Raw genomic sequence first — 25,028 nt, forward strand, 5'->3', positions numbered from 1 at the left:
ATGAAATTATTACAAATTAAAACAAACAATTTTTTGGCTGTAGCTTTGATGTTTTTAACATTACTATTTACCTCATGTGATTTAGAAGAGTTGCCAGAAAATGTAAATATTAATGATCCTAAATCATTAACAGAATTAGAACAATTATTAAATTCAGCATATATTAATTTAGATTGGCCATTAGGAGGAAATGCTCAATTATATGCTGATATTAATGGAGATAATATTGAAGGATCATCGGGCATAAATGTTGATGAAACAGAAATTTATAACCGTAGCACATCTTTCTTTAACAATACTGTGAGAGATAATATGTACAGAGGTTTTTATAAAATTATTTTAGACGCAAATGTAGTTTTATACTTCTTACAGCCAGAATATTTACAAAGTATTAATATAGACCCAAGCAATCCTAGAGTTCAAGAGATGAGAGGTGAAGCCTTGTTTTTAAGAGGTTATATGCATTTTGAAGTATCTAGGTTTATGTCTCATGCACCAGGATATACTGTTGATAACTCTCATTTAGGTATTCCATACAGAAAAGATCATACGAACCCTGCAGGAGAATTAAGAGGAACAGTTGCTGAAAATTATGCAGATATGTTAACCGATTTAAAAGAAGCAGAATCTTTACTAGGCACTGTAAATTCAAAAAATCAATATTATGCTAACAAAGCAGCGGTGCAATCTGTTTTAGCAAAAGTATTTTTTCAAGCAGGAAATAGCTCTGATTTAGAAACAGGAAAATCTAATTATGATTATGCTTATGATTATGCTGATGCAGCTTTAACAACATCATCTGCCATTTTTGACACAAATTTATATGAATCTACAAATCGTTTTGCTGGTGCATTAGATACAAATGATAATATCACAAATACAGAAATGCCTAATGTAGAAACCATATTCGGAATTATTTCTCAATTTACTGGAAATACCCATGGAGGAACTTTTAGAAGATACAGAAGTGATCAAACTATCGGGAACAATACAGTTCGTTTAATGACTGACTTATATAACTCTATTCCTTCAACAGATAAAAGAAGAAGTTTAATTGATGAAATAGACGGTGAATACTTTTTAAACAAATTTAATAGAAGTATTTTTCATGTGCCTTTACTACATTACACTCAAATCTTATTAATTAGAGCTGAAGCTGCTGCTGAAACTGATAACATAGGTCAAGCAGAAATAGATTTAAATTTAATTTTAGACAGGGCAGGTTTATCTACCGTAAGTGGTATGTCTAAAGATCAATTAATTGATTTAGCAAGATCTCAGCGTAGAATAGAATTGCTAGGTGAAGGAAATCGTGTAAATGATTTAAAAAGAATTGGAGTTAACGAAACTTCTTTAACTATAAGAAATTCACCTTGGAACTGTAACGGAATTATTTTTCAATTTCCTGCTACTGAAGTATTTACTGGTTTTACTCAAAACCCAACAGGTGGTTGTAATTAACATTTAAAAGTACAATGATGAAAATTTTAAAATATAGTTTACTAATTTGTTTAGTAGTGATGTTTACAAAATGTTCCCCAGACCACAATGGTTCTTTTGGCGGAACAGTTGATAGAACAATACAATTAATTGGTACATGGAAAATAGAATCAGTTTTTCAAATTGATTTAGATGCAGAAAAGAAAAGCTTTCCTGAGTTTGCTACAAAAGTAGATATTACGAATACTGTTACTAATATGCCTTTTTCAGATTTTGAAATGACGCTACATAACAATACTATTTCAACTACTTTAGGAATGTCTCCTATGGCTTATGTAATTGAAGAAGGTCAAGGAACTTGGAATTGGATAAGTAATGATGAACTTAGTTTGGTAAACCAAGAATTAGGTATTAATGCTTCAAGTGGTATTACTACATCTATTAATGGTAAAGAAGTTCAATTATTCATTTCTACCTTTTCAGGTATTACTGCTCCCACTCCTACTCTTTCTTTAAACTACAAAAGAATTGATGAGGTAGGTAATGATGTTATGAGATACGAATATATTTTAGTAAAACAATAAATATAGAAAGATGAAAAAACTAATAACAAGTATATTTTTCCTGTGTTCATTAATGCTCTTAGCACAGGATCCTATCGTAACAGGAGAGCCTGCAAATTATACGGTAATAGATGAAAATGTTGAAATATTTTTCGATGTAACTAACGCCACTGATAATGGAGGAAATTCTTTAGTTGGTAAAGATTTATTTATATGGGCATTTACTGATGTTGGAGATGCTAAAACTAATAATGCTTGGACTAATATTAAGCTTTCTGCTAGATTAAACAAAATATCTGATACGTTATATAGCTTAAAATTTCCAATAATAGATGACACAGAAACCTACAACACATTGGCTGAATTATTTGGTGCCGAAGCTGCTCCTGGATCAATTACCTCAATAGGTTATTTATTAAGAGATCAAGCACCTACATTCCAAACAGGAGATTTATCAATTCCATTTTCTCCTTTTAAGTTTAATGCAGCAGAAGTAAGAACTTTTCCTTCTTCAGTAACAACGATAGATGTAGTAACGTTTCGTTTTAACCAGAATTTTAGCTCTTTAAGTAACCCAGCATTAACAGGTGCTCAAAACATTAGTGTTCATATAGAACCTTCAAATAGTTCTGTAAGTGCTGTAGATTTAGAAACTACTTATAACGGTCGCTATTTTCAGACTGGAATTATACCAGCCAGAACATTCGAAACATTAGAAAATGCAGGTACATTACGCGAAGTAAAATATTACTTTTTTGATACAGATAATCCATCAATTAAATCTGCAGAAGGAACAATTGTTCTTAAAAAAGCAGGTAACTAAAAGTATTAATCATGAAAAAAATTATACATAGTCTTTTAGCGCTAACCCTTATATTTTCGGTAAGTTGTTCCGATGAAGTAGAGTTTAGTTCTAATACAGAAGCCTTAGGTGAATTTCAAATAATTTCACCAAAAAACTCTGTTTCTTATTCTTTAAATTCTGGTACTCCAGAGAACACAATTGTTTTTAATTGGACGGAAGCACAACCTGGTGTTTCTAAAGAAGCAACATATAGAGTTGACTTCTTTAAAGTTGATGAAGAAACAGCATTTATTTCTTTTTCTTCAGATAGTGAAGGAAAATTAAATGCTTTAACGGTTACTTTTACTGATTTAGATACTGCTTTAGAAAGCACCGGTTTTGCTGCAGGAGAAAACGCAACTGTTCAATGGCAAGTTATTGCTACTAATGGTGATGTGGAAGTGAAATCTGGAAAAACCAATATTACTATAACTCGTTTTGCTGAAGATGGTCTTGCTGCTTTTAATTTATTATCACCTAGTAATAACAACGTTGTTACTGCTGATATTTATGTTACACCTACTGAAGAAATAGAATTTACATGGGAGCCAGCTACCACTACAAGTGGTTCTGGTTCAATTAAATATGAAGTTTTATTTGATACATTAAACGGAGACTTCTCTTCTCCTTTAAACTCTTTCGAAATCACGTCTGGAGAATCATTTACAATCACACATCAAGAAATTGGAGTGAATTTTGGAGACAATCCAAATGTAAAATGGACTGTAAAAGCAACTATAGATGGTACTGAAATAAGTTTGAATGCTGAACCCAGATTTGTTAATTGGGATGTGTTTGTTATTAACGAATTTTATTTAGTAGGTGATCATAATAGTTGGGATAATGCTACAGCAACTCCTTTTGTTAACAAAGGGAACGGAGCTTTCGAATTACAAATTGATTTACCTGCTAATGCTGGATTTAAATTCTTACCACAACTAGGTTCTTGGGATGGTGATTGGGGTGAGGATCCTGCTATTCCAGGAAAAATAATTCAAGATGGAGAGCAAAATATTTCAATTGTAAATGCTGGTAGATACATCATTAAAGTAGATTTCCCTACATTAAGTTTTACTGTTACTGAATTTATTGCCCCTGATAATTTATTTTTAACAGGAAGCCCTGTAGGATGGGATGCTACTAATGGAGTTGCTTTTCATAATCATGGTGATGGTATATTCTCTTTAACTTATAATTTTGAAGCTACTGCAGAATTTAAGTTTTTACCTACAAATATAGATTTTAGTGATGATTGGGGTGAAGATCCAGCAAACATTGGAACTATAATTCAAGATGGTGAACAAAATATTAAAATTACTGAAGGAGCAGGTACTTATGTAGTGATTGTTGATTATAATACATTAACATACAAGTTAGCCAAAATTGACACATTATTTATGGTAGGTGATCACAATGGTTGGAATAATGCTGATGCATCTCAAGAATTCAACACCTCAGGTAATGGCGTATTTACTAGAATACAAACTTTTGATGCTGGACAATCATTCAAATTACTACCTATTTCTGGTTCTTGGGATAGTGATTGGGGTGAAGATCCTGTAAATGCTGGTAGAATCGTTCAAGAAGGAGAAGATAATATTCAAGTAGTAAATGCTGGTGCATATATAATAACAATAGATTTTAATACATTATCTTATACATTATTAGAGGTTCCTGAAAATTTATTTTTAGTAGGTTCTCCTAATGGGTGGGATAATACAACAGCTCCAGAATTCACAAAATTATCTGAAGGAGTATTTGAACTTTCGCTAACATTAAGTAGCACAGATGAATTCAAATTTTTACCTGTACAAGGTTCTTGGGATAATGATTGGGCTGAAAGTCCTGATTACCCAGGAATGATTGTTAGTGATAACGAACAAAATGCTAAATCTCCTGGAGATGGAACATATACAATAACAGTAGACTTTAATAAAGGAACATTCACCGTTGAGTAAATTTATTATACTTTGCAAAGGCTGTTCTATTGAACAGCCTTTTTACATTTTTACTATTATGAAAAAAAACATCCTTTTATTCTTTTGTTTTTGTCTTTCACTAAGCATTAATGCTCAAGAAACATTAACTTTTTCTATAAATCCATCTACTTTCAATGAAGATGAAGAGATTACTATCACTTTTTCTGATTTCACCGCTAGTGTTTGGGGAACAGAAACACTGTATTTATGGTCTTGGTCATTCGATACCAATGATTTAAATTCAATGGATGCTGCTAATAACGGGCAATGGACAAATTCTTCATCAGCAACAAATCCACAAATCTTAACATATAATTCTGATGGAACTTATTCAATAACTCTTACTCCAACAACATTTTACAATAGAACAGGAATTGGAAGAATTGGTTTCTTAATAAAAAATAATACAGGAACTATACAATCTACGGATATGACAACTGAGGTTGGTACTTCTGCCCCACCTCCTACCGTTACAGAAGCACCAGTACCTACAGGAATGAAAGACGGATTAAACTTAGATGCTTCAGACAATACAAAAGCAACTTTAGTTTTATATGCTCCAAACAAAGAGTTTGTTAATATTATCGGAGATTTTAATAATTGGACTAGAGATGATATTAATTTTTTATTAAAAAAAGATAGTACTAAAGATCGTTTTTGGATTGAATTAACCAGCCTAACTCCCCAAACCAATCATTTATATCAGTATTTAGTTGATGGAGAACTTCGTATAGCCGACCCTTATTCTACTTTAATTCTAGATGAAAGTAATGATCAGTTTATTACTGACACAACATATCCAGATATGCCTGCATATCCAACAGGAAGTACATTACATGCTGTAACAGTTTTGAGAACGGGAGATCCTGAATTTAATTGGCAAACAACCAATTTTCAAAGACCCCAAAAAACTGATTTAGTAATATATGAATTATTAATTCGAGATTTTGATGAATTACATAGTTTTGATGCTGTAAAATCTCGCTTAGATTATCTTCAAGAATTAGGTATTAATGCAATTGAATTAATGCCTGTTAGTGAATTTGATGGTAATGAATCTTGGGGTTATAATCCTTCTTTTCATATGGCCTTAGATAAATACTATGGAAATAAAGAGTCTTTTAAACAATTTATTGATGAATGTCACAATCGTGGTATTGCTGTTTTGTTAGATGTTGTTTATAACCATGCATCAGGACAAAACCCATACTATAGAATGTGGAATACTGACAATGGTGGTTATGGTGGGCAAGCATCTATAGATAGTCCTTTCTTTAATCCAACAGCTAAACATTCTTACAATGTTTTTAATGATTTAAACCATAGTTTACAAGCTACTAAAGATTATGTAAAGAGAACTACTCAATACTGGATAAATGAATATAAAATTGATGGTTTTCGTTGGGACTTAACCAAAGGATTTACTCAAAATTGCACAGCTTCTGATGAAAGTTGTACAGGCTCTTACCAAACTGATAGAGTAGCTATTTTAAAAGAATATGCCGATTATCAATGGGAAATTGACCCTAATTTTTATATAATTTTCGAGCATTTAGGTGGTAACACGGAAGAAACTGAATGGGTAAATTACCGACTCCCAGAAGGAAAAGGAATTATGATGTGGAGTAATTTAAATCCTAATTATAATGAAGCTACCATGGGATATCATGATGGTGGGAATTCAGATTTTTCATGGATCGATTATAACAATAGAGATTGGTCTGTACCAGCAAATATATCCTATATGGAAAGTCATGATGAAGAACGTTTAATGTATAAAAATTTAGAATTTGGTAATTCTAGTGGATCATACAACGTTACCAACTTAGCAACAGCTTTAGAAAGAATGAAAACTGCAGGGGCTTTTTATTTTACAATTCCTGGTCCTAAAATGATTTGGCAATTTGGTGAATTAGGTTATGATATTAGTATTAATTTTAACGGACGAATTGGTAATAAACCTATTCTTTGGAGTTATTATGAAGAAGCTGATAGAAAATCTCTTTATGATACATGGGCAAAACTAATCACTTTAAAAAAGCAAGAAGCTATTTTTAGAACAACAAATTTTACTTTAGATGTAGCTAATACAAACGGATTAAAGAAAATTCAGTTAACAAACGATAATACTTCAGACGATTTAAAATTTGTAACCATTATTGGTAATTTCGGAGTTACTGAACAAAGTATTAGCCCTACATTCCAACAAACAGGAACATGGTTTAATTTGATGGATAATAATTCAGCATTAGAAGTTACCAATATAAATGCAGCAATAAGCTTACAACCAGGAGAATATCGAATTTATGGAAATTCTCAAGTTGTACTTTCTAATGAAGATATTGTTTTTGAGGATGAAATATTAACGTTATACCCTAATCCAACCTCAAATTATTTTATGCTAAATGAAGAGGTTAAAAATGTTTCTGTTTTTAATATTTCAGGAAAAGAAATCATCAATTTTAAAGGGAAATTCTTTAAAAATCAACCTTTTACTATTAATAAATTATCTCAAGGATTATACTTTGTTAAAGGTAAAAAAAACGGTAGTGTTTTTTCTAAAAAACTTATTATAAAATAATAAAATACAATAAACTCTAATTGTAAACTTATAGTACTACTTTTGCTTAATGCAAAAAAAACAGCAATCACAATTAGAGTTTATTGCTCTCATGGCATCCTTAATGTCATTAGTAGCTTTATCTATAGACGCTTTACTTCCCGCTTTAAAACAAATAGGAATTTCTGTCGGAATTCATAATCCTGCAAATAACCAATTGCTAATCACAATGATTTTTTTAGGGTTAGGTTTTGGACAGCTTATTTTTGGCCCAATTTCAGACAGTTTTGGAAGAAAACCAATGATTTACTTAGGCTTCACTATCTTCGTAATTGCCAGTTTTATTTGTGTTACAGCTACATCTTTAGAAGTAATGATTTTTGGGAGAATTCTGCAAGGAATTGGATTATCTGCCCCTCGAACCATTAGTATTGCTATGGTTAGAGATAGTTTTAGTGGAGATTATATGGCCAAAATTATGTCGTTTATTGTTGTTATTTTTATTTTAGTTCCTGTTGTAGCACCTGCTATAGGTAAATTATTATTAGATGCTTACGGATGGAAATTCATTTTTAACAGTCAATTAATTTACGGACTTATCGTTGTTTTATGGTTATGGAAACGCCAACCTGAAACTTTAATTGAAGAAAATAGAACCCCATTTTCATTAAATTTATTCTTTAACGGAGCGAAAGAATTTATGAAAGAAAAACAAGCTGTTGTTTTTACTCTTATCTCTGGTTTTATTACAGGTTCATTTATGGTATATTTAAGTGCATCAGAACATATTTTTCGTGAACAGTATAACTTATCTGAAGAATTTCCATACATATTTGCAGGATTAGCAATAAGTGTTGGTTTTGCGACTTTTTTAAACGGAACTTTTGTAATGAGGTTTGGTATGCTTAATATGGTAAAAATATTTACAGCTTCGTTTACGGTTATTCCATTATTATATATTCTTTTTTTCTACGGAAAAGTAAACCCTAGTATTTATATTTTAATAATTTTCTTCGGATTACAATTCTTTTCAATAGGATTTTTATTTGGTAATTTAAGAGCTTTAGCTATGCAACCTATTGGACATATTGCAGGTGTTGGTGCAGCAATTAACGGTTTTGTTTCTACCATAATGGCAGTACCTATTGCTACTTATATAGGGCGTTTTGTTACGACTACTTCTCTTCCTTTATTTATTGGTTTTTTGGTTTGCGGAACTTTATCGTTAATTTTGTTAGCTATTTTGAATTCTAAATGGGCAAAAACCATACATACATCAAATTAATATTTAGTTTTTAATAATTACTTCAACCTTCCCATATTGTAAAAAACTGAGAAAAAGAATAAAGAATTATTCAAAAAAAATGATAGATATACTATAAAAAGTAAGCTCTTTGAAGGAAATATAAAATACATTCATTTAATTGGTAAAGAAAATAAAAGATAGGTTTTTCTAAAAAAAATGTAGAAATTTGTATTAGATGGAATTCAAAGCTTGAATCATATTTATGATGATTACAATCGAACTTCTTCCATGTATACCGTTGCTTCTTTACCTAGTATGGTTTTAATAGATGAAAATGGAAAAATAATTAGAATAAAATCTCCTTAGGATAGTTTGAAAATCAATTACAAAAAAATTTAACGAGTGATTATCCCTTTAATTTACGAAGACGATTATATTATTTGTGTTGGTAAACCGAATAATGTAGTTGTACACCACGCACATCATTCCCGTAATGTTGCTGATGAAGATTCTCTTTTACAATTACTTCACAATCAATACAATCATAAATTTTACCCTATTCATAGACTAGACAGAAGAACCTCAGGTATTATTTTACTAGCTAAAAAAACTGAACATGTTGCTGAATTCCAACAATTATTTACTAACAATCAGATTCATAAAACCTATTTTGGAATTGTTCGTGGTCATGCTCCCGAAACTAAAATAATAGATTCTCCTGTTAAAGGTAGAGACGGAAAAGTACACAAAGATGCTGAAACTCATTTAAAAACATTACATAAAATTGTATTAGATATTCCCGTAAAACCATATGATTCTTCACGTTATAGTTTGGTTGAATTACAGCCTAAAACAGGGCGTTTACATCAACTACGTATTCATATGAACAAAATTAGTCATCCGCTTATAGGAGATGCTAAATATGGAGATAAGAACCATAATGTGATGTATGCAGAAAACCTTAATTGTGATAATTTATTTCTTCATGCGTATTCATTAAAATTTAAACATCCTTATACAGGAGAATTGTTGCATTTAATAGCTGATTTCCCAGAAGATTGGGTGAAATTACTTGATCTCTTTCATTGGAAATTATCTTAAAAATAAAAATCCTCACTGATAAAGTGAGGATTTTTATATATTTTCAATTATATTATAATTCTTTAAAAATAGCGTGCATCATACGCTTTTTATCATTTATACTTTCTTCTAAAGTAATCATTGTTTCTGTTCGATTCACACCATGTATATCATCGATCTTATAAATAATTTCTTTAGCATCATTTGTATCCTTTGCACGAACTTTACAAAAAATATTATATTTCCCAGCAGTTACATGAGCTACAGTAACATTAGGAATTGTATTAAGACTTTCAAGAACATGTTGTGTCATCGACGTTTTTTCTAAAAAAACACCAACATGGGCAATGAAAGAATACCCCATTTTATCGTAGTTTAAAGTTAACGTAGAACCTTGAATGATTCCTTCATCTTCCATCTTTTTAACACGCACGTGAATGGTTCCTGCAGATACCAATAATTTTTTTGCAATATCTGTAAATGGTGTACGAGCATTTTCTATTAAAATGTCTAAGATTTGATGATCAATTTCATCCAATACAAATTTCTTCATCTTTTAATTTTATTCAGATTTTGCTACAAAAATATAAATTAAATTGATTTGAAAGAGTGTTTTTCTGAAAAAAATTCAAGAAAATTCAAATAATCAGCTTTCGAAAACGATTTCGTTATGTCCATAATAACCATGCAAATCACCTTCTTTTTCTTTTATCAAAGTTGAAGTGAATTGATTTTCAATGATTTTATCTTCATATTGAAAAGCAATATCATTGCTTTTAGAAAAACGATGAATAACATCAAAAAAATCTTTGTTATTATTAGGGATATTAAAATAAGATTGGTGTTTTTTAAAATCAGAAGTAATAGTAATATGATAAACGCCTTGTAAAAGGGCATAAAAATTAAACTTACGTACTTCTTCTCTATTGTAGTCATCAGGATAATGCCCTGCTTCGATTAAAATTGTGTTGTGACCTAATTTTTGAAAATTATCACCAGTTGCAGTTGGGTAAAACTCATCTGTATAACGCCCAACATGATTTGGAATAATTTTTTGAAGCAACTCATTCATTGCAACGATAACATTCATCGTTTGCTTTCTACCATCTGTTATTTTACGTGTTTCTTCTTCCGAAGGTGCTAGAAAAGAAATAGTTGCAGGATTTTTTGTCCCTTCTACTCCAAAAATGGTGCGTTGATCATGTAGATTGAAACAAAACTGTGGACCGAAGGCGTCTAAAACACTTCGAAGTAATTTACTCTCTTTTGCTTTTTTATCAACCGCATCACGGTTTAAATCGATATTATGAGCATTTACACGTGTATATGCTAAAGCTCCATCTGGATTTAACATCGGAATGATTTGAATAGTACATTCTTTTAGTATCGATTGTACAATTTCATCATCTTTATGCTCTTTTATGAAGTTTAAAAAATCAAATACAGCTTTTGTTCCTGTACTTTCATTTCCATGCATTTGACTCCAAATAAGTATCTTCTTATCACCTGTACCTAATTTCAGTTTGTAAATAGGTCTGTTTTCTTCGGAAGTCCCAAGTATTTCATAAGAAATAACCTTAGATAAACTCTTAAATAAAGGTTCAATATCAGAAAAAGTGATCCATTTACCAAAGAGTGATTTCTCTTTAATTTCTGGATAGATTTCTTCTAAAAACTGAAGGTTTAATATACTCATAAACTGTGAAAATTTTACTTTTAGACAGCAAACCAATTAGCTACTAATTTCTTTTCAATTGGTTCAACAGATTTATGAACATAGTCATTTTTAGCCATATCATACTCATAATCTTTACTCCATTCATCAATATTAGCATGTAGCTCTTTTAAGGAGTTACAGATAAAATTAATTTCTTCATTTGTAATTGTTGGATGGATTGATAAACGAACCCAACCTGGTTTTTCGGTATTACAACCCACCAAAATCTGACTTTCAATTGCTTCAGAAGTCTCTTTATCTACATTTAATAGAAAATGTCCGTACGTTCCTGCACAAGAACATCCACCACGTGTTTGTATTCCAAAGCGATCATTTAAAAGTTTAACCACTAAATTAAAGTGATATTTTTCAAAATAAAATGAGAAAATACTTAATCTATCTTTATGATTAGGTGCTAAAATGTGAACTCCGTCTAACTTTTCTAAACAATCAAATAAAACTGTATTAATTTCATCTTCACGTTTTTTCATCTTACCAGTTCCCATTTGTTCCTTCAACTGAATTGCCAATGCAATTTTAATGGTTTGTAAAAAACCTGGTGTTCCTCCATCTTCACGAGTTTCTACATCATCAATATAATCATGCTTTCCCCAAGGGTTTGTATACATTACGGTTCCTCCTCCTGGATTATCTGGAATTGTGTTTTTATAAAGTTTTTTATTAAAAATCAAAACACCAGAGCTTCCAGGTCCACCTAAAAATTTATGCGGAGAAAAGAAAATAGCGTCTAAATATTCTTCTTCTTTCTCTGGATGCATATCAATATCTACATACGGAGCAGAACAAGCAAAATCGACAAAACAAAGTCCATTATATTTATGAATTAATGAAGCTACTTTATGATAATCGGTCTTAATCCCAGTTACATTTGAACCTGCAATGATAGAAGCTATCTTAATTGGTCTGTCTTGATATTCTTTGATAATGTTTTCAAACATATCTAAACAAATCAACCCTTTATTATTGCAAGGAACCACAACAACATCTGCAATGGTTTCGTACCAAGAGGTTTGGTTTGAATGATGCTCCATATGAGAAACAAAAACAATCGGTTTTTTCTCTTCTGGAACATTGGTGTGATCTTTTAGATTTTCAGAAACCTTTAATCCTAAAATACGTTGAAACTTATTTACAACACCTGTCATACCTGAACCTTCCGTAATTAAAACATCATCTTTTGACGCATTAACATGGCGTTTAATGATATTACGGGCTTCGTGATATGCTAAGGTCATAGCAGCACCTGTTGTAGAAGTTTCTGTATGAGTATTGGCTACAAACGGACCAAACTCATTCATTAGTTTTTCTTCTATCGGACGATATAATCTTCCGCTAGCAGTCCAATCAGTATAAATTAACCTTTTCTCACCATAAGGTGTTTCAAAAGTTTGATCTATACCAATAATTTGTTTTCTAAATTGTTGAAAATAGTGTTCCAGATTCATTAAATTCATTAGTTGTTTGGGATACGAATTTCTGTAAAATAATTGAAATAAAATTACTTTGTTAAATATTTAACTATACTAATTGATTTTGTTTGTAAACAAAAAATCCCACCGAATATGGTGGGATAAATATTACTTTATTATTTCTTCTATCTCTTTAATAAAACGTTGTGCTAAATCATCGGCTTTGTCTTGAGACGTAGCTTCTGTATAAATACGAATAATTGGTTCTGTATTCGATTTACGTAAATGTACCCATTCGTCAACAAAATCAATCTTAACACCATCAATCGTGTTTACTTCTTCATCTTTATATTTCTTAGCCATGGTAGCTAAAATCTTATCTACATCAATCTTTGGAGTTAACTGAATTTTATTCTTACTCATAAAATAACTTGGATAGCTATCACGTAATTCTTTACATGATATTTTTTTATGTGCCAAATGTGATAAGAATAACGCTACTCCTACCAAAGAATCACGTCCGTAATGAGAAGCCGGATAAATAATTCCTCCGTTACCTTCACCACCAATTACCGTATCGGTATCTTTCATCATTTGAACTACGTTTACCTCTCCTACTGCACTTGCTGTATATGTACCGCCATGCTTTTCAGTAACATCACGTAACGCTCTTGATGATGATAAGTTAGAAACTGTGTTTCCACCACCTAATTGACCTAAAACATAATCAGCACAAGCCACTAAGGTATATTCTTCACCAAACATAGAACCGTCTTCAGAAATCAATGCTAAACGATCTACATCTGGATCAACTACAATCCCTAAATCGGCTTTCTTTTTAACCACTAATTCAGAAATATCTGTTAAGTGTTCTTTTAATGGTTCAGGATTGTGAGGAAAATGACCATTAGGCTCACAGTATAACTCAATACATTTAACTCCTAATTCTTTTAATAAAGCAGGAATCGCAATTCCTCCTGTAGAATTTACACCATCAACAACCACTTTAAACTTTGCTTTTTTGACAGCTTTCTTATCAACTAAATCAAGCTTTAAAACTTCTTTGATGTGCTTTTTAATGTAGTTTTTCTTCTTCTTATACGTTCCTAAATCATCAACTTCAGCAAAATCAAAATCTTCATTCTCAGCAATCTTTAAAATTTGTTCTCCATCGGCACCATTTAAAAACTCTCCTTTCTCATTCAATAATTTTAAAGCATTCCATTGCTTCGGATTGTGAGAAGCTGTTAAAATAATTCCTCCATCTGCTTTTTCTATAGGAACCGCTACTTCAACAGTTGGTGTTGTTGATAAACCTAAATCGACAACATCAATTCCCAAACCAATCAATGTATCAGACACCAAACCACTTATCATTTTACCAGAAATACGAGCATCTCTACCAATAATTACTTTTATCTTCTTTTTATCTGAATTATTCTTTTTAATAAAAGAACCGTAAGCTGCAGCAAATTTAACAGCATCAATAGGTGTTAAATTATCACCGGTATTACCTCCGATAGTTCCCCTAATTCCTGATATTGATTTTATAAGTGTCATATTTTTTTTTCGATTTTGAACAAAGATAAACATCTCAATGAAATGCATAAAAAAAACCGCTGCAAATGCAACGGTTTTTATAAAATTCATTTTAAGGTTTTATTATAGACCAAACATTGCTCCAAAGTTTAAAATACCATCATCTTCTATACCTGAGTAAGATGCTCTTAATGATATTTTATTTCCAACTTTGTATTCAAACATAGGCCTAAAATAGAAACCGTTTTCTGTATTATTAATTCCAACAGCATATCCCACATCTACACCTAAATCTATTTTATTAGATGCATTAAATCTTCCTGCAAAAGCTACAGGTAATAATGTGGCATTGACATCTGTTACTAAAATTAAACCTGTTGCTGCGCCTACTTCAAATTTTTCATCAACAGTAAATAAATAATCTACATCTCCTCCAATAGCTAATAAAGAATTAGATGCCCCTGTAGTAAAACCTAAATTGGCCCCAATTCTTACTTTTCCTTTTTGTGAGTATGATGTTAAGCTAATAGCAATACATGCAAAAATAAATGCAATTTTTTTCATTTTTATAAATTTAGTAGTTTTATAAAACAAATATAAAATTAAATATTGTTATAATATGATAAAAAAAAACCGCTGCAAATGCAACGGTTTTTGAAAATTATTTAGAGTTTAGGAATTACTTCCCTCCTTCCATTTTTTTCTTTAATTCAGCTAATCCACCGATATCACCTAAAGTAGTTTTCTCTGCTTCATTTGCTTTACTAGCAGCTGCTTTAATATTCTTTTTCTCTTCTTCTTTGAAAAGAGAAGTATGAGAAGCAACTATTCTACGGTATTCTTTACTAAACTCAGTTACGATAAATTGAGCAGTATCACCTTTTTCTAATCTACTTCCGTCTTCTTTTTCTAAGAAACGAGTTGGTACGAATGCTTCGATAGTATCTGTAAAGTTAACTGTAGCTCCTTTATCATTCTTAGCGGTAACTGTTCCTTCGTGAGTAGAACCAATTGCATATGTAGCTTCGTGAGCATCCCAAGGGTTATCTTGAGTTTGCTTATGACCTAAGTTTAACTTACGGTTTTCTACATCTAATTCTAATACTTGAACTTCTAATTTATCACCAACAGTTACGAAATCTGATGGATGCTTGATTTTCTTAGTCCAAGATAAATCAGAGATGTATACTAATCCATCAATACCTTCTTCTAATTCTACGAATACACCAAAGTTAGTATAGTTACGTACAGTACCTGTATGTGTTGAACCAACAGGATATTTAGTAGTAATATCTGTCCAAGGATCTGGGTGTAATTGCTTCATACCTAAAGACATTTTACGCTCTTCGCGATCTAATGTTAAGATTTGAGCTTCTACTTCATCTCCTACTTTTACGAAATCTTGAGCAGAACGTAAGTGTGTAGACCAAGACATTTCAGATACGTGAATTAATCCTTCTACTCCTTCTTCTACTTCTACAAACGCACCGTAATCAGCAATAACAACAACTTTACCTTTTACTTTATCTCCAACTTTTAATTCAGAGTTTAAAGCTTCCCAAGGATGAGCAGATAATTGCTTTAATCCTAATTGGATTCTAGACTTGTTATCATCAAAGTCTAAAATTACAACGTTTAATTTTTGATCTAATTCAACAACCTCATTCGGGTGGTTGATACGAGACCAAGATAAATCTGTAATATGAACTAATCCGTCAACTCCTCCTAAATCAACAAATACACCATAAGAAGTTACGTTTTTAACAACACCTTCTAATACTTGTCCTTTTTCTAATTGACCAATAATTTCACGTTTTTGATCTTCTAAATCAGCTTCAATTAACGCTTTATGAGAAACTACAACGTTTTTAAATTCGTGGTTGATTTTTACAACTTTGAATTCCATAGTTTTTTCTACATATTGATCGTAATCACGGATTGGTTTCACATCAATTTGAGAACCTGGTAAGAATGCTTCGATACCGAATACATCTACAATCATACCTCCTCTTGTACGACACTTAACAAAACCGTTAACGATTTCACCAGTTTCGTGTGCATTATTAACACGATCCCATGCTTTAATAACACGAGCTTTTTTATGAGATAATACTAATTGACCAGAAGAATCTTCTCTTTTATCAACTAATACTTCTACTGTATCACCCACAGCTAAATTTGGGTTATAACGGAACTCGTTTAACGAAATAACTCCTTCTGATTTAGAGTTAATATCAATAATTGCATCACGGTCAGTAATACGAATTACTTCACCTTCGATAACATCACGTTCGTTTACGAAACCTACAGTTCCTTCTAACGCTGTTTCAAATTCTTTTAATTTAGACTCATCAACTTCGTCAATACCTTGTTCGTATTTGTGCCAGTTAAAAGTTGCTAAAAATTCTGCTGGGTTAACTGCTTCTGCAGTTGTTTTTGTTTCTTCAGACATCCTGAAAATTACTTTGTATCTTTTTGTTAGTCAGGTTTTTAACAATACTAACGCTAAGAGAAATTAAACTTATTTATAAATATAATACCACCTTTTATAAACCTGTTCTTGTAAAAAGGCGTGCAAATTTACAAAGAATTCTCGAAGTAACCAAAATATTTGACTTAGAGTGAGTTGTAATTTAGGATCAAGCTAAATTTAAGTCAACTTATTCTATTTCAACGTTAATAAGATTCTTTAAAGCCTAAAACAACTACTGCTGTATTTATACGTACATAATAAGGTATATCTAAACTACTACTATTTTTAATCCCACAATCACTAACAAACACATAAACAACTACATACATGATAATTATCATTTTAATTAGAGTTATTAAAAAATAACTTTGTCTCAGTTAACCATTTAAATTTTTGTTATTATGAAAAAACTAATTTTTGGTTTGTGTTTATTAGGACTAACCACCCAATTATCTGCTCAGGACATTGTATTATCTGAAGTTGATCTTACAGCTGTAAACTACAAATATATTAACGCTGTAGATTCTAAAGATGCTGCTATTCCTGTAAAACTATTAGAAGAAAAAGCTGCTACGTACGACATTAAAAAAACCGAATTATATAGTGATGAATATGATACATACCAAGTATCCTTCTATATTCCAGACGGAATAGTAGTTGCAGCCTATGATAAAAATGGAAAGATTATAAGAACTATCGAAAGATATAAAGACATATCGTTACCCAAAGCTGTTAGGGATGCTGTTTATAAAAGGTTCCCTGGATGGACCATAACCAAGGATGTTTATAAAGTAAGTTTTCATATTGACAAAGATGAGGCAAAGAAAACATACAAATTTAAGCTTGAAAACGGAGATAAAACCCTTAGAGTTAAAACGGATGAAAATGGTAATTTTCTATAACCAAAATATCGTTTAAAAACAAGAAAGCACAGTCAAATAACTGTGCTTTCTTGTTTTTTTATAAATGCATTCTAGTCTACAATTCTATTTCTTCTATTTCTACCTTAAAAAGGTTCTCAAAAACCTCAAAAACAGTTTGTGCTTCTTTTTTTCTAACAGAAATGATATATTCACAACCTAACTCTAGTTTTTGATTAATTATATCTAAATTTCGCTCTTTAATAATTCGCTGTACTTTATTCATCATATCATACTCAAAGCTCAACTTATAATCAATATTAATTGTTTTCTCTACAATTTCTGAAGCTTCCAAGGCTAGTTGCGCAGAAGTACGATAAGCATTAATCAATCCACCAACACCTAATTTAGTTCCTCCAAAATAACGTACGGAGACAATCAATACATTGGTAACCTCAAACGCTTGTATTTGTCCGTAAATAGGCATTCCTGCAGAATTACTTGGTTCTCCATCATCATTGGCACGAAAACGAGTACTTTCAGTTCCTAGTTGCCATGCATAGCAAAAGTGACGTGCAGAATGATGCAATTTACGTAACTCCTCTAATCGTTCTTTAACATCTTCTTCTGTAAAAACTGGATAAGCATAACCAAAAAACTTACTATTTCGGTCTTTAAATAAGGTTTCTTCAGAGGCTTTTGTTATTGTTTTGTATGTATCTTTTTGTTCACTCATTAGGCAATTGCTACTATAATTATGCTCGTTATTGCTATCACAATTCCTATCCAATTCTTAACCTGTAGCTTTTCTTTAAATAGAATTAAACCGAAAACAGTTGTTAACAACACAATACTTACATTGTTAATCGTAAACAATGTAGAACTTTCTAAACCATCTGTTTTTAAAGCTTTTAATAAAAAAACAATCGAAAAATAGTTAGGAATTCCCAAAGCTATTCCTCCTAAAATATTTTTCCATTCAAAAACAAATTTGGTTTTAAAAGAACGATAAGTCACAAAAAACAATCCGATTACAAAAGCAATCCCAAAAATAGATGCCGAAAAAATTGGTACGCCTCCGTCTTGCACATAAGTTGTTTCAATATATTTTATAGAGGTATCGATAACTCCAGATCCTAAAAACAACAAAATAGGGTAAATAAGTAAATGTTTTTCTTTAACAAAGCTATCCGACTTCATCGAAGTTAAATACACAGCTATAAGCGCCAGCAAAATTCCGATTACTTTTATAAAACCAAGACTTTCATTATACACAAATACACCAAAAATTACAGGAATTACAACTGACATTTTTCCTGACACTGAAGCTACAGATAATCCGTTTATTTGTGATGTTAGCGCCATTACATTAAATATGGATATAAATAAAAAACCTAGAAAAATGGCTCCTAAAAACCAAGGTTGTTGTGGAATATCTGTCAATCCAATTTTTACATTCGAAAGTGAATACCCAATTGTAAAGGCTACAAAATAGTTAACTACAATTGCTTGTAACGTATTTATTTTATAAACCTCAAACAACTTAAAAATAGCGAATAAACTACTAGAAATTAAAATGCTTAACGCAAGATATATCATTTAAAACTGGTTTTTATAAATTCTTAACATATCGTTTTGTATTTTTTTTTCTACGAATATTTTCCCGTTAAAAATTGGCGACTTCACTCCTACTTCAAATTCCACATCTCCCGTAAAAACTCTCGCTTCGTCCCATAGATTGGCATCTATAAAAGTTTGTAAAGTTTTGCTCCCTCCTTCAATAATTACCGATTGAATTTTATATTTTTGTAAGACTTCACAAATCTGTTTCGCTACATTTTTAGAGAAATCAATTTCTTCATAAACTACATTTTGTCTTGGTTCTTGAATCTTGGTTTTCGATGCTGTCAAAACTATTGTTTTCTCACTTTTATCAAACACATTCACATTCTCTGGAATTCGCAAACTCTTGTCTAAAACGATTCTAACAGGATTATTCCCTGTCCAACTACGCACATTTAACTTAGAGTTGTCTGCAATAATAGTATTCGTTCCTACTAAAATAGCATGTTCTTCTGCACGCCATTTATGCACCAATTGTTGAGAGTATGTATTAGAGATCCAAACTGGTTTTTGCGTATCTTTTGTTAAAGGTGCAATAAAACCGTCTTTAGTTTCTGCCCATTTTAAAATAACATATGGACGTTTTTTATTTTGAACTGTAAAAAAGCGTTTATGATGCTCGTAACATTCTTCCTCTAAAACGCCAACAACTACATTGCAACCTGAGTTTTGTAATCGTTCAATACCTTTTCCTGCCACTAAACTATTTGTATCTATACAACCAATAACTACATTCGGAATTTGATGTTTTACTATTAAATCAGCACAAGGAGGTGTTTTTCCATGGTGAGAACAAGGTTCTAATGTAACATAAATAGTAGATTCTTTTAATAATGATTTGTCTCTTACAGAATTAATTGTATTTACTTCTGCATGATTACCTCCATATGGACTTGTATACCCTTCTCCTATAATTTTATCATTATATACAACGACTGCTCCTACAGATGGATTTGGACGTGTTGTACCAATCCCATTTTTAGCGAGTTGAATACAACGTTGCATATATTTTTTGTGATTACTCAAAAAACTAGAATTTGATTTTTATTTCCTCGGTTTTATCAATAGGGTAAATACTTGAATAACCCCAAACCTTATACTTAATATCACCTTTAAACTGTACTTTTAAACTGTTATTTAAAACTGAGTTAAGAAGCCCTCCTAAAATACCACCTTCATTGTTTTCAAATACTTTTTTTGCAGGAATCACCACTTTTAAAGGAATTGAAAACTCTTTATTTGCAGGCACTTTAAACTCTTCTGAAGAAACTTGTGCTACTTCTGCACCATCTACAATCACTTTAATTTCATCTGTAGAAATTTTACCTCCAACATCATTTTCATTCTTAAAATACGCATTGGCCTGCAAACGAATTGTGTCTGTCCTATAAGATAATATCTTTACATCATCAATCTTAAGAAATACTGGTTTTTTCCTAACAGAACAAGCCGTTATCAAAAAAAATATAACCAAAAAATAGCCTAAATTCTTCATTTGTTTTGTCTAAATTTGAAAAATCAAAAGTACTATTTTACAACTAAACACCGATGACACTACAGAATTTTCGAGTATTTTTTAACGAAGAATTATCAGAATTATACCCAAAAACAGAAATCGATGCATTTTTCTTTCGTTTAATCGAAAATAAACTCGGTTTGCAGTTGGTAGATATTTTTGTTAAGCAAGATTATAACATACCTTCGGATAAAATTTTGGATTTAAATAAAGTCTTAGAATGTTTAAAAAAAGAAGTGCCAATACAGTACATTCTTGGTGAAACAGAATTTTACGGATTACCTTTCATTGTAAATGAAAACGTTTTAATTCCTAGACCAGAAACAGAAGAATTAGTAAGTTGGGTGTTAGAGGAAGCTAAAAATAAAAAAAAAGATATATCTATTTTAGATATTGGTACTGGGTCAGGTTGTATACCCATCTCTATCAAAAAGAATTTACCAAACTCTGTAGTTTTTGCTATTGATGTATCTGATAAAGCATTAATCGTTGCTAGACAAAATGCTGAAGTTAATAAGATAAAAATCAACTTCTTAAAGCAAGATATTCTACAAGTTAACAATCTTCAACAAACATTTGATATAATAATATCTAACCCACCGTATATTAGAGAATTAGAAAAAAAAGAAATTAATAATAATGTATTAAAAAACGAGCCTCATTTAGCATTGTTTGTGTCAGATGAAAATCCGTTGATTTTTTATAAAAAAATTGCTGAATTAGCTAAAAATCACCTGAATCCAAACGGAATCTTACTCTTTGAAATTAATCAATACCTCGGAAAAGAAACAGAACAGATGTTAAAAGAAAAAGGATTTAAAAACGTTATGCTTAAAAAAGATTTATTTGGTAAAGACCGAATGATTAAAGCAAATTTATAAATTTAGACACTTAAAATATCCCCACAAATAATATGGAAGAAAACATTCAAAATGAGTTAGAACAATTACGTAAAGAAAATGAAGCTTTAAAAAGTAAAGCTAATAAATCTACCGAAAGAGCAAAACGTAAACAAGAAAAAACAAAAAAAACATTAACCTGGACTTGGAAAATGTTTACAGGTAAATCACTTCATAAAAGTTTTAATAATTGGTTTACTGAATACCATACAAAAGAAAAAGTTTCTCCAGATACTTCTGCAAACTTATTAACCGCTTTAGTACGTCGTTTTGTAAGAGTGCGTGCTTTAAGTTTAATCTTATTATTGTTTTCTTTAGTTCCATCCTTAGTGTCTTTATACGTATTAATCAAACAAAATAGTTTAATCCGCACTCAAAATGCCTTAGTAGAAGGTTCTCGTAAAAGTTCTTATGGATTTCAATTATCTGGTGTTTTTGATGCTGTAGATAAAATATATAGTGAAGATAAATCTGGTAAAAAGATTTTAAATGAAGGGGTTACTGCTAGAATTGTAGGCCTTACAAGTAGTTTAAAACCATATAAAATTTTAGAAGAAGATGAATTATCTAAAGGATATTATAGTCCCGAAAGATCACAATTATTACTGTTTTTGTTAAATGCTAACATTAGTAATTCTTCTTTGAAGAAGATATATGATTCTGCTGACTTTTCTCATTGTGACTTACGTAGTACTAATCTTTCTCAGAAATATTTAGTCGGAATTAATCTAGAAAATTCAAACCTAGAAAATTGTGAGTTACATAGTAGTAATTTAAACAGTGCTAATTTAAAAGGAGCTAATTTAAAAGGAATTCAATTTTCTAATGGTAAAGCAAATGCCGCTATTTTTATTGAAGCAGATTTAACCAACGCGAGAATCACTAAAACTAATTTAAATTCGGCTGATTTTACAGATGCCAAAACAAAAAACACTAATTTTAATTTATCCGAATTAAAAGACACTAAAGGTTTAAATTAATCCAAAAGAAAAGAGCGACCTAAATGGTCGCTCTTTTTATTCTATTTTAAATCAAGAATTACTTTCCAAAAGTATAAGTAAATCCGAAGTTAATTCCTAAAGAAGAATAAGGCGCTTTAGATGAAGGTAAATCACCTTCTCCCCATTTTGCCCCTTCTAATAATAAAGGTGCCAAATCTTCCAATAAAGGATTAGCATTCAAAATTTGGTATAAATTCTCCGAAGGAAGATTACCTCCAGCCAAAGTTGCACTATAATCTCCTAAATCAGAAGTATCTCTTGTTACATTAATAGATAAATATTCAGCTTCAGCAAATAACGACCAATTATCAGTTATAGGAAATTTATATCCAATTGCACCAATAAAACCTAATGGGAATTTACCATGAAAATCTGTAGTAAAATCCGCATTTAAATCTACAAACTGTCCAGCAGGTGCAGCAGGATTAACAACTGTAGCAGGAACCAATAAATCTAAACTAGCTACGGCTTCTGTTTTACCTCCAATTTTAGTTAATAAACCAGCTCTTGCATAAAAATTCTCTGTAATATTATAAATACCAGACAAAGATGCTCCAAAAGCTCTTCCTCTAGCTTCAATATTAATACTTGCACCAGGTATACTCACATCTTGAACATCTTGATTTGTTCCATAAAGATATCCTACTCCTAATTCTACTCCAAACTTATCATTAAAAAAGTAGCCACCTCTTAACTGTGTTTGTGCTCCTTCTCCATAACTTCCGTTTAAATCTGAAGAAGTAGTAGCTGTAACTTTTTGCCCTAATGTTTTTTCACCAACTGCAATAGAATATCCACCACTAGCTGATACATAAAACTGAGCATTTGTAGTGATTGCTGTTAATAGCAATGCAACTACTAAAATTGTTTTTTTCATTATTTTAATATGTTTTATTTTTATTTGTGAACGCGAAAATCGTAAAAAATATCAGTATTTTTGGTCAGTTAGAAACAAAATAAAAACACTTTTTGAATAGAAATATTTTAGATACTGACACTCAACAATTTATTTTAGACAATTTGTATACTAAAGTTACGAAACTTGCCTTAAAAGGAAGCCCTTTTTTAAATATTTCTATACAGGAACTCGCGAATCAAATTGTAGCAAAACAAAAAGCTGAATTAAAATTACCAACTTGGTTTAACACAAAAAACATTTATTATCCGCCAAAAATTTCTATTGAACAAACCTCTTCTGAAATAACAGCCGATTATAAGGCTAAACTTATTAAAGGAAATTCGATTATTGATATTACTGGTGGTTTCGGTATAGATGCCTACTATTTCTCTAAATATTTTAACAAAGTTGTTCATTGTGAAATCAACAAGGAATTATCTGAAATTGTAAAATACAATTATGAACAGTTAAATGTATCTAATATCATCACTATTGCTGATGATGGACTCGATTTTTTAAAAAAAACAAATGAAAAATTCGATTGTATTTATATAGATCCATCAAGAAGAAGTGATGTAAAAGGTAAAGTTTTTTTACTAAAAGATTGTTTGCCAAACGTACCCGAAAATTTAGATTTTCTTTTTTCTAAAACGGACACAATCTTAATTAAAAACTCTCCTATTCTTGATATTTCTTCTACAATAAATGAACTAAACTATGTAAAAGAAGTACATATTGTAGGACTTAAAAATGAAGTTAAAGAATTATTATTTTTACTGGAAAAAGGATATACCAGTGCTATTAAAATTAAAACAATCAATTTTTTAAAAAACAAAGATCAAAAATTTGATTTTGAATACCGATCTGAAGCATTTTCAGAATACTCAGATCCTCTTACGTATCTATACGAACCTAATTCAGCAATTTTAAAATCTGGTGGATTTCACCAAATTTCAACAGAATTAAACATTAAAAAATTACACCAACATTCACATTTATACACTTCAGAAACACTAATTGATTTTCCAGGAAGACGTTTTAAAATAGAAAAAGTATTGATCTACGATAAAAAACAACTTAACAAATACCTCCCTGAAAAAAAAGCTAATATAACCGTACGTAATTTTCCTAAATCGGTTGAACAAATTAGAAAAGAAACAAAAATAAAAGACGGTGGAGATCACTATCTATTTTTTACGAAACTTCAAAATGAAAAGAATCACATAATCATCTGCAAACAGATATATAATTAATAAAATTTTAACAAAAAAAAGCAGATTTGTTGTTTTTTTGATTAAATTTAAACTCTAGTTTAAAAACAAAATAAGTGTTTTTACTGGGGGGTACAAAACACTTAAAA

At 30.7% G+C, this 25,028-nt stretch carries 23 protein-coding genes; 11 read left to right on the forward strand and 12 right to left on the reverse strand.

Annotated elements, in window-relative coordinates; genetic code table 11:
* The 7 genes from C7447_RS07175 (at position 1) to C7447_RS07205 (ending at position 9,733) form a co-directional block, all read left to right on the forward strand.
* Positions 1–1,461, forward strand: coding sequence for a RagB/SusD family nutrient uptake outer membrane protein (locus tag C7447_RS07175; RefSeq protein ID WP_148869831.1), 1,461 nt, complete (start codon positions 1–3; stop codon positions 1,459–1,461).
* Positions 1,462–1,478: 17 nt separating this feature from the next.
* Positions 1,479–2,024, forward strand: a complete 546-nt coding sequence (locus C7447_RS07180; RefSeq protein ID WP_170245944.1) for a DUF5004 domain-containing protein — start codon at positions 1,479–1,481, stop codon at positions 2,022–2,024.
* Between the two features lie 10 nt (positions 2,025–2,034).
* Positions 2,035–2,826: a hypothetical protein gene (locus tag C7447_RS07185; protein ID WP_148869833.1), complete on the forward strand. Its 792-nt coding sequence runs from the start codon at positions 2,035–2,037 to the stop codon at positions 2,824–2,826.
* 11 nt (positions 2,827–2,837) lie between these two features.
* The gene (locus tag C7447_RS07190; protein WP_148869834.1) at positions 2,838–4,805 is read left to right on the forward strand and encodes a SusF/SusE family outer membrane protein; all 1,968 of its coding nucleotides are present in this window, start codon (positions 2,838–2,840) and stop codon (positions 4,803–4,805) included.
* 58 nt (positions 4,806–4,863) lie between these two features.
* On the forward strand, positions 4,864–7,407 hold the full coding sequence (locus C7447_RS07195) for an alpha-amylase family glycosyl hydrolase (RefSeq protein WP_148869835.1): 2,544 nt from the start codon (positions 4,864–4,866) through the stop codon (positions 7,405–7,407).
* A gap of 49 nt (positions 7,408–7,456) precedes the next feature.
* Entirely contained in the window at positions 7,457–8,671 is a 1,215-nt protein-coding gene (locus tag C7447_RS07200; protein ID WP_148869836.1) for a multidrug effflux MFS transporter, read from the forward strand.
* 363 nt (positions 8,672–9,034) lie between these two features.
* On the forward strand, positions 9,035–9,733 hold the full coding sequence (locus C7447_RS07205; protein WP_148869837.1) for a pseudouridine synthase: 699 nt from the start codon (positions 9,035–9,037) through the stop codon (positions 9,731–9,733).
* Positions 9,734–9,785: 52 nt separating this feature from the next.
* Here C7447_RS07205 and C7447_RS07210 read toward each other — a convergent pair whose 3' ends face one another.
* The 7 genes from C7447_RS07210 to C7447_RS15035 form a co-directional block, all read right to left on the reverse strand.
* Entirely contained in the window at positions 9,786–10,265 is a 480-nt protein-coding gene (locus C7447_RS07210; RefSeq protein ID WP_148869838.1) for an Lrp/AsnC family transcriptional regulator, read from the reverse strand.
* 93 nt (positions 10,266–10,358) lie between these two features.
* Positions 10,359–11,408: a M14 family zinc carboxypeptidase gene (locus C7447_RS07215; RefSeq protein WP_148869839.1), complete on the reverse strand. Its 1,050-nt coding sequence runs from the start codon at positions 11,406–11,408 to the stop codon at positions 10,359–10,361.
* 20 nt (positions 11,409–11,428) lie between these two features.
* The gene (locus C7447_RS07220) at positions 11,429–12,895 is read right to left on the reverse strand and encodes an aminotransferase class V-fold PLP-dependent enzyme (RefSeq protein WP_148869840.1); all 1,467 of its coding nucleotides are present in this window, start codon (positions 12,893–12,895) and stop codon (positions 11,429–11,431) included.
* Between the two features lie 132 nt (positions 12,896–13,027).
* Complete coding sequence (gene glmM, locus C7447_RS07225) at positions 13,028–14,419, reverse strand: phosphoglucosamine mutase (protein ID WP_148869841.1); 1,392 nt, start codon at positions 14,417–14,419, stop codon at positions 13,028–13,030.
* A gap of 102 nt (positions 14,420–14,521) precedes the next feature.
* Positions 14,522–14,962, reverse strand: a complete 441-nt coding sequence (locus C7447_RS07230) for a hypothetical protein (protein WP_148869842.1) — start codon at positions 14,960–14,962, stop codon at positions 14,522–14,524.
* A 115-nt stretch (positions 14,963–15,077) separates the two neighbouring features.
* The gene (rpsA, locus tag C7447_RS07235) at positions 15,078–16,850 is read right to left on the reverse strand and encodes a 30S ribosomal protein S1 (protein WP_148869843.1); all 1,773 of its coding nucleotides are present in this window, start codon (positions 16,848–16,850) and stop codon (positions 15,078–15,080) included.
* A 224-nt stretch (positions 16,851–17,074) separates the two neighbouring features.
* The gene (locus C7447_RS15035) at positions 17,075–17,200 is read right to left on the reverse strand and encodes a hypothetical protein (RefSeq protein ID WP_262712200.1); all 126 of its coding nucleotides are present in this window, start codon (positions 17,198–17,200) and stop codon (positions 17,075–17,077) included.
* Between the two features lie 72 nt (positions 17,201–17,272).
* On the opposite strand from C7447_RS15035, the gene C7447_RS07240 reads away from it, so the two are divergent.
* Complete coding sequence (locus tag C7447_RS07240) at positions 17,273–17,773, forward strand: nicotinate-nucleotide adenylyltransferase (RefSeq protein ID WP_148869844.1); 501 nt, start codon at positions 17,273–17,275, stop codon at positions 17,771–17,773.
* Between the two features lie 76 nt (positions 17,774–17,849).
* Here the strand turns inward: C7447_RS07240 and C7447_RS07245 are convergent, their stop codons facing one another.
* Genes C7447_RS07245 through C7447_RS07260 form a run of 4 tightly spaced genes read right to left on the reverse strand, consistent with a single transcriptional unit; the run spans position 17,850 to position 20,849 of the window.
* On the reverse strand, positions 17,850–18,467 hold the full coding sequence (locus C7447_RS07245; RefSeq protein ID WP_148869845.1) for an IMPACT family protein: 618 nt from the start codon (positions 18,465–18,467) through the stop codon (positions 17,850–17,852).
* The gene (locus C7447_RS07250) at positions 18,467–19,330 is read right to left on the reverse strand and encodes an EamA family transporter (protein WP_148869846.1); all 864 of its coding nucleotides are present in this window, start codon (positions 19,328–19,330) and stop codon (positions 18,467–18,469) included. Before C7447_RS07250 ends, C7447_RS07245 begins: the two co-directional genes overlap by 1 nt.
* Positions 19,331–20,380, reverse strand: coding sequence for a bifunctional diaminohydroxyphosphoribosylaminopyrimidine deaminase/5-amino-6-(5-phosphoribosylamino)uracil reductase RibD (gene ribD, locus C7447_RS07255; RefSeq protein ID WP_148869847.1), 1,050 nt, complete (start codon positions 20,378–20,380; stop codon positions 19,331–19,333).
* Positions 20,381–20,384: 4 nt separating this feature from the next.
* Positions 20,385–20,849 carry an LEA type 2 family protein gene (locus tag C7447_RS07260; protein ID WP_148869848.1) on the reverse strand — a complete coding sequence of 155 codons (465 nt, stop codon included), beginning with the start codon at positions 20,847–20,849 and terminating at the stop codon, positions 20,385–20,387.
* 53 nt (positions 20,850–20,902) lie between these two features.
* On the opposite strand from C7447_RS07260, the gene prmC reads away from it, so the two are divergent.
* Both prmC and C7447_RS07270 read left to right on the forward strand, forming a co-directional pair.
* Positions 20,903–21,751: a peptide chain release factor N(5)-glutamine methyltransferase gene (prmC, locus tag C7447_RS07265; RefSeq protein ID WP_148869849.1), complete on the forward strand. Its 849-nt coding sequence runs from the start codon at positions 20,903–20,905 to the stop codon at positions 21,749–21,751.
* A 32-nt stretch (positions 21,752–21,783) separates the two neighbouring features.
* A complete protein-coding gene (locus C7447_RS07270; RefSeq protein WP_148869850.1) occupies positions 21,784–22,749 on the forward strand; it encodes a pentapeptide repeat-containing protein in 966 nt (321 codons plus the stop codon).
* 58 nt (positions 22,750–22,807) lie between these two features.
* Here the strand turns inward: C7447_RS07270 and C7447_RS07275 are convergent, their stop codons facing one another.
* Positions 22,808–23,647, reverse strand: a complete 840-nt coding sequence (locus tag C7447_RS07275; protein WP_148869851.1) for an outer membrane beta-barrel protein — start codon at positions 23,645–23,647, stop codon at positions 22,808–22,810.
* A gap of 92 nt (positions 23,648–23,739) precedes the next feature.
* On the opposite strand from C7447_RS07275, the gene C7447_RS07280 reads away from it, so the two are divergent.
* Complete coding sequence (locus C7447_RS07280) at positions 23,740–24,921, forward strand: THUMP-like domain-containing protein (protein WP_148869852.1); 1,182 nt, start codon at positions 23,740–23,742, stop codon at positions 24,919–24,921.
* The last annotated feature ends 107 nt before the right edge of the window (positions 24,922–25,028 follow it).

It is taken from the genome of Tenacibaculum adriaticum, assembly GCF_008124875.1.
Taxonomy (GTDB): Bacteria; Bacteroidota; Bacteroidia; order Flavobacteriales; family Flavobacteriaceae; genus Polaribacter; species Polaribacter adriaticus.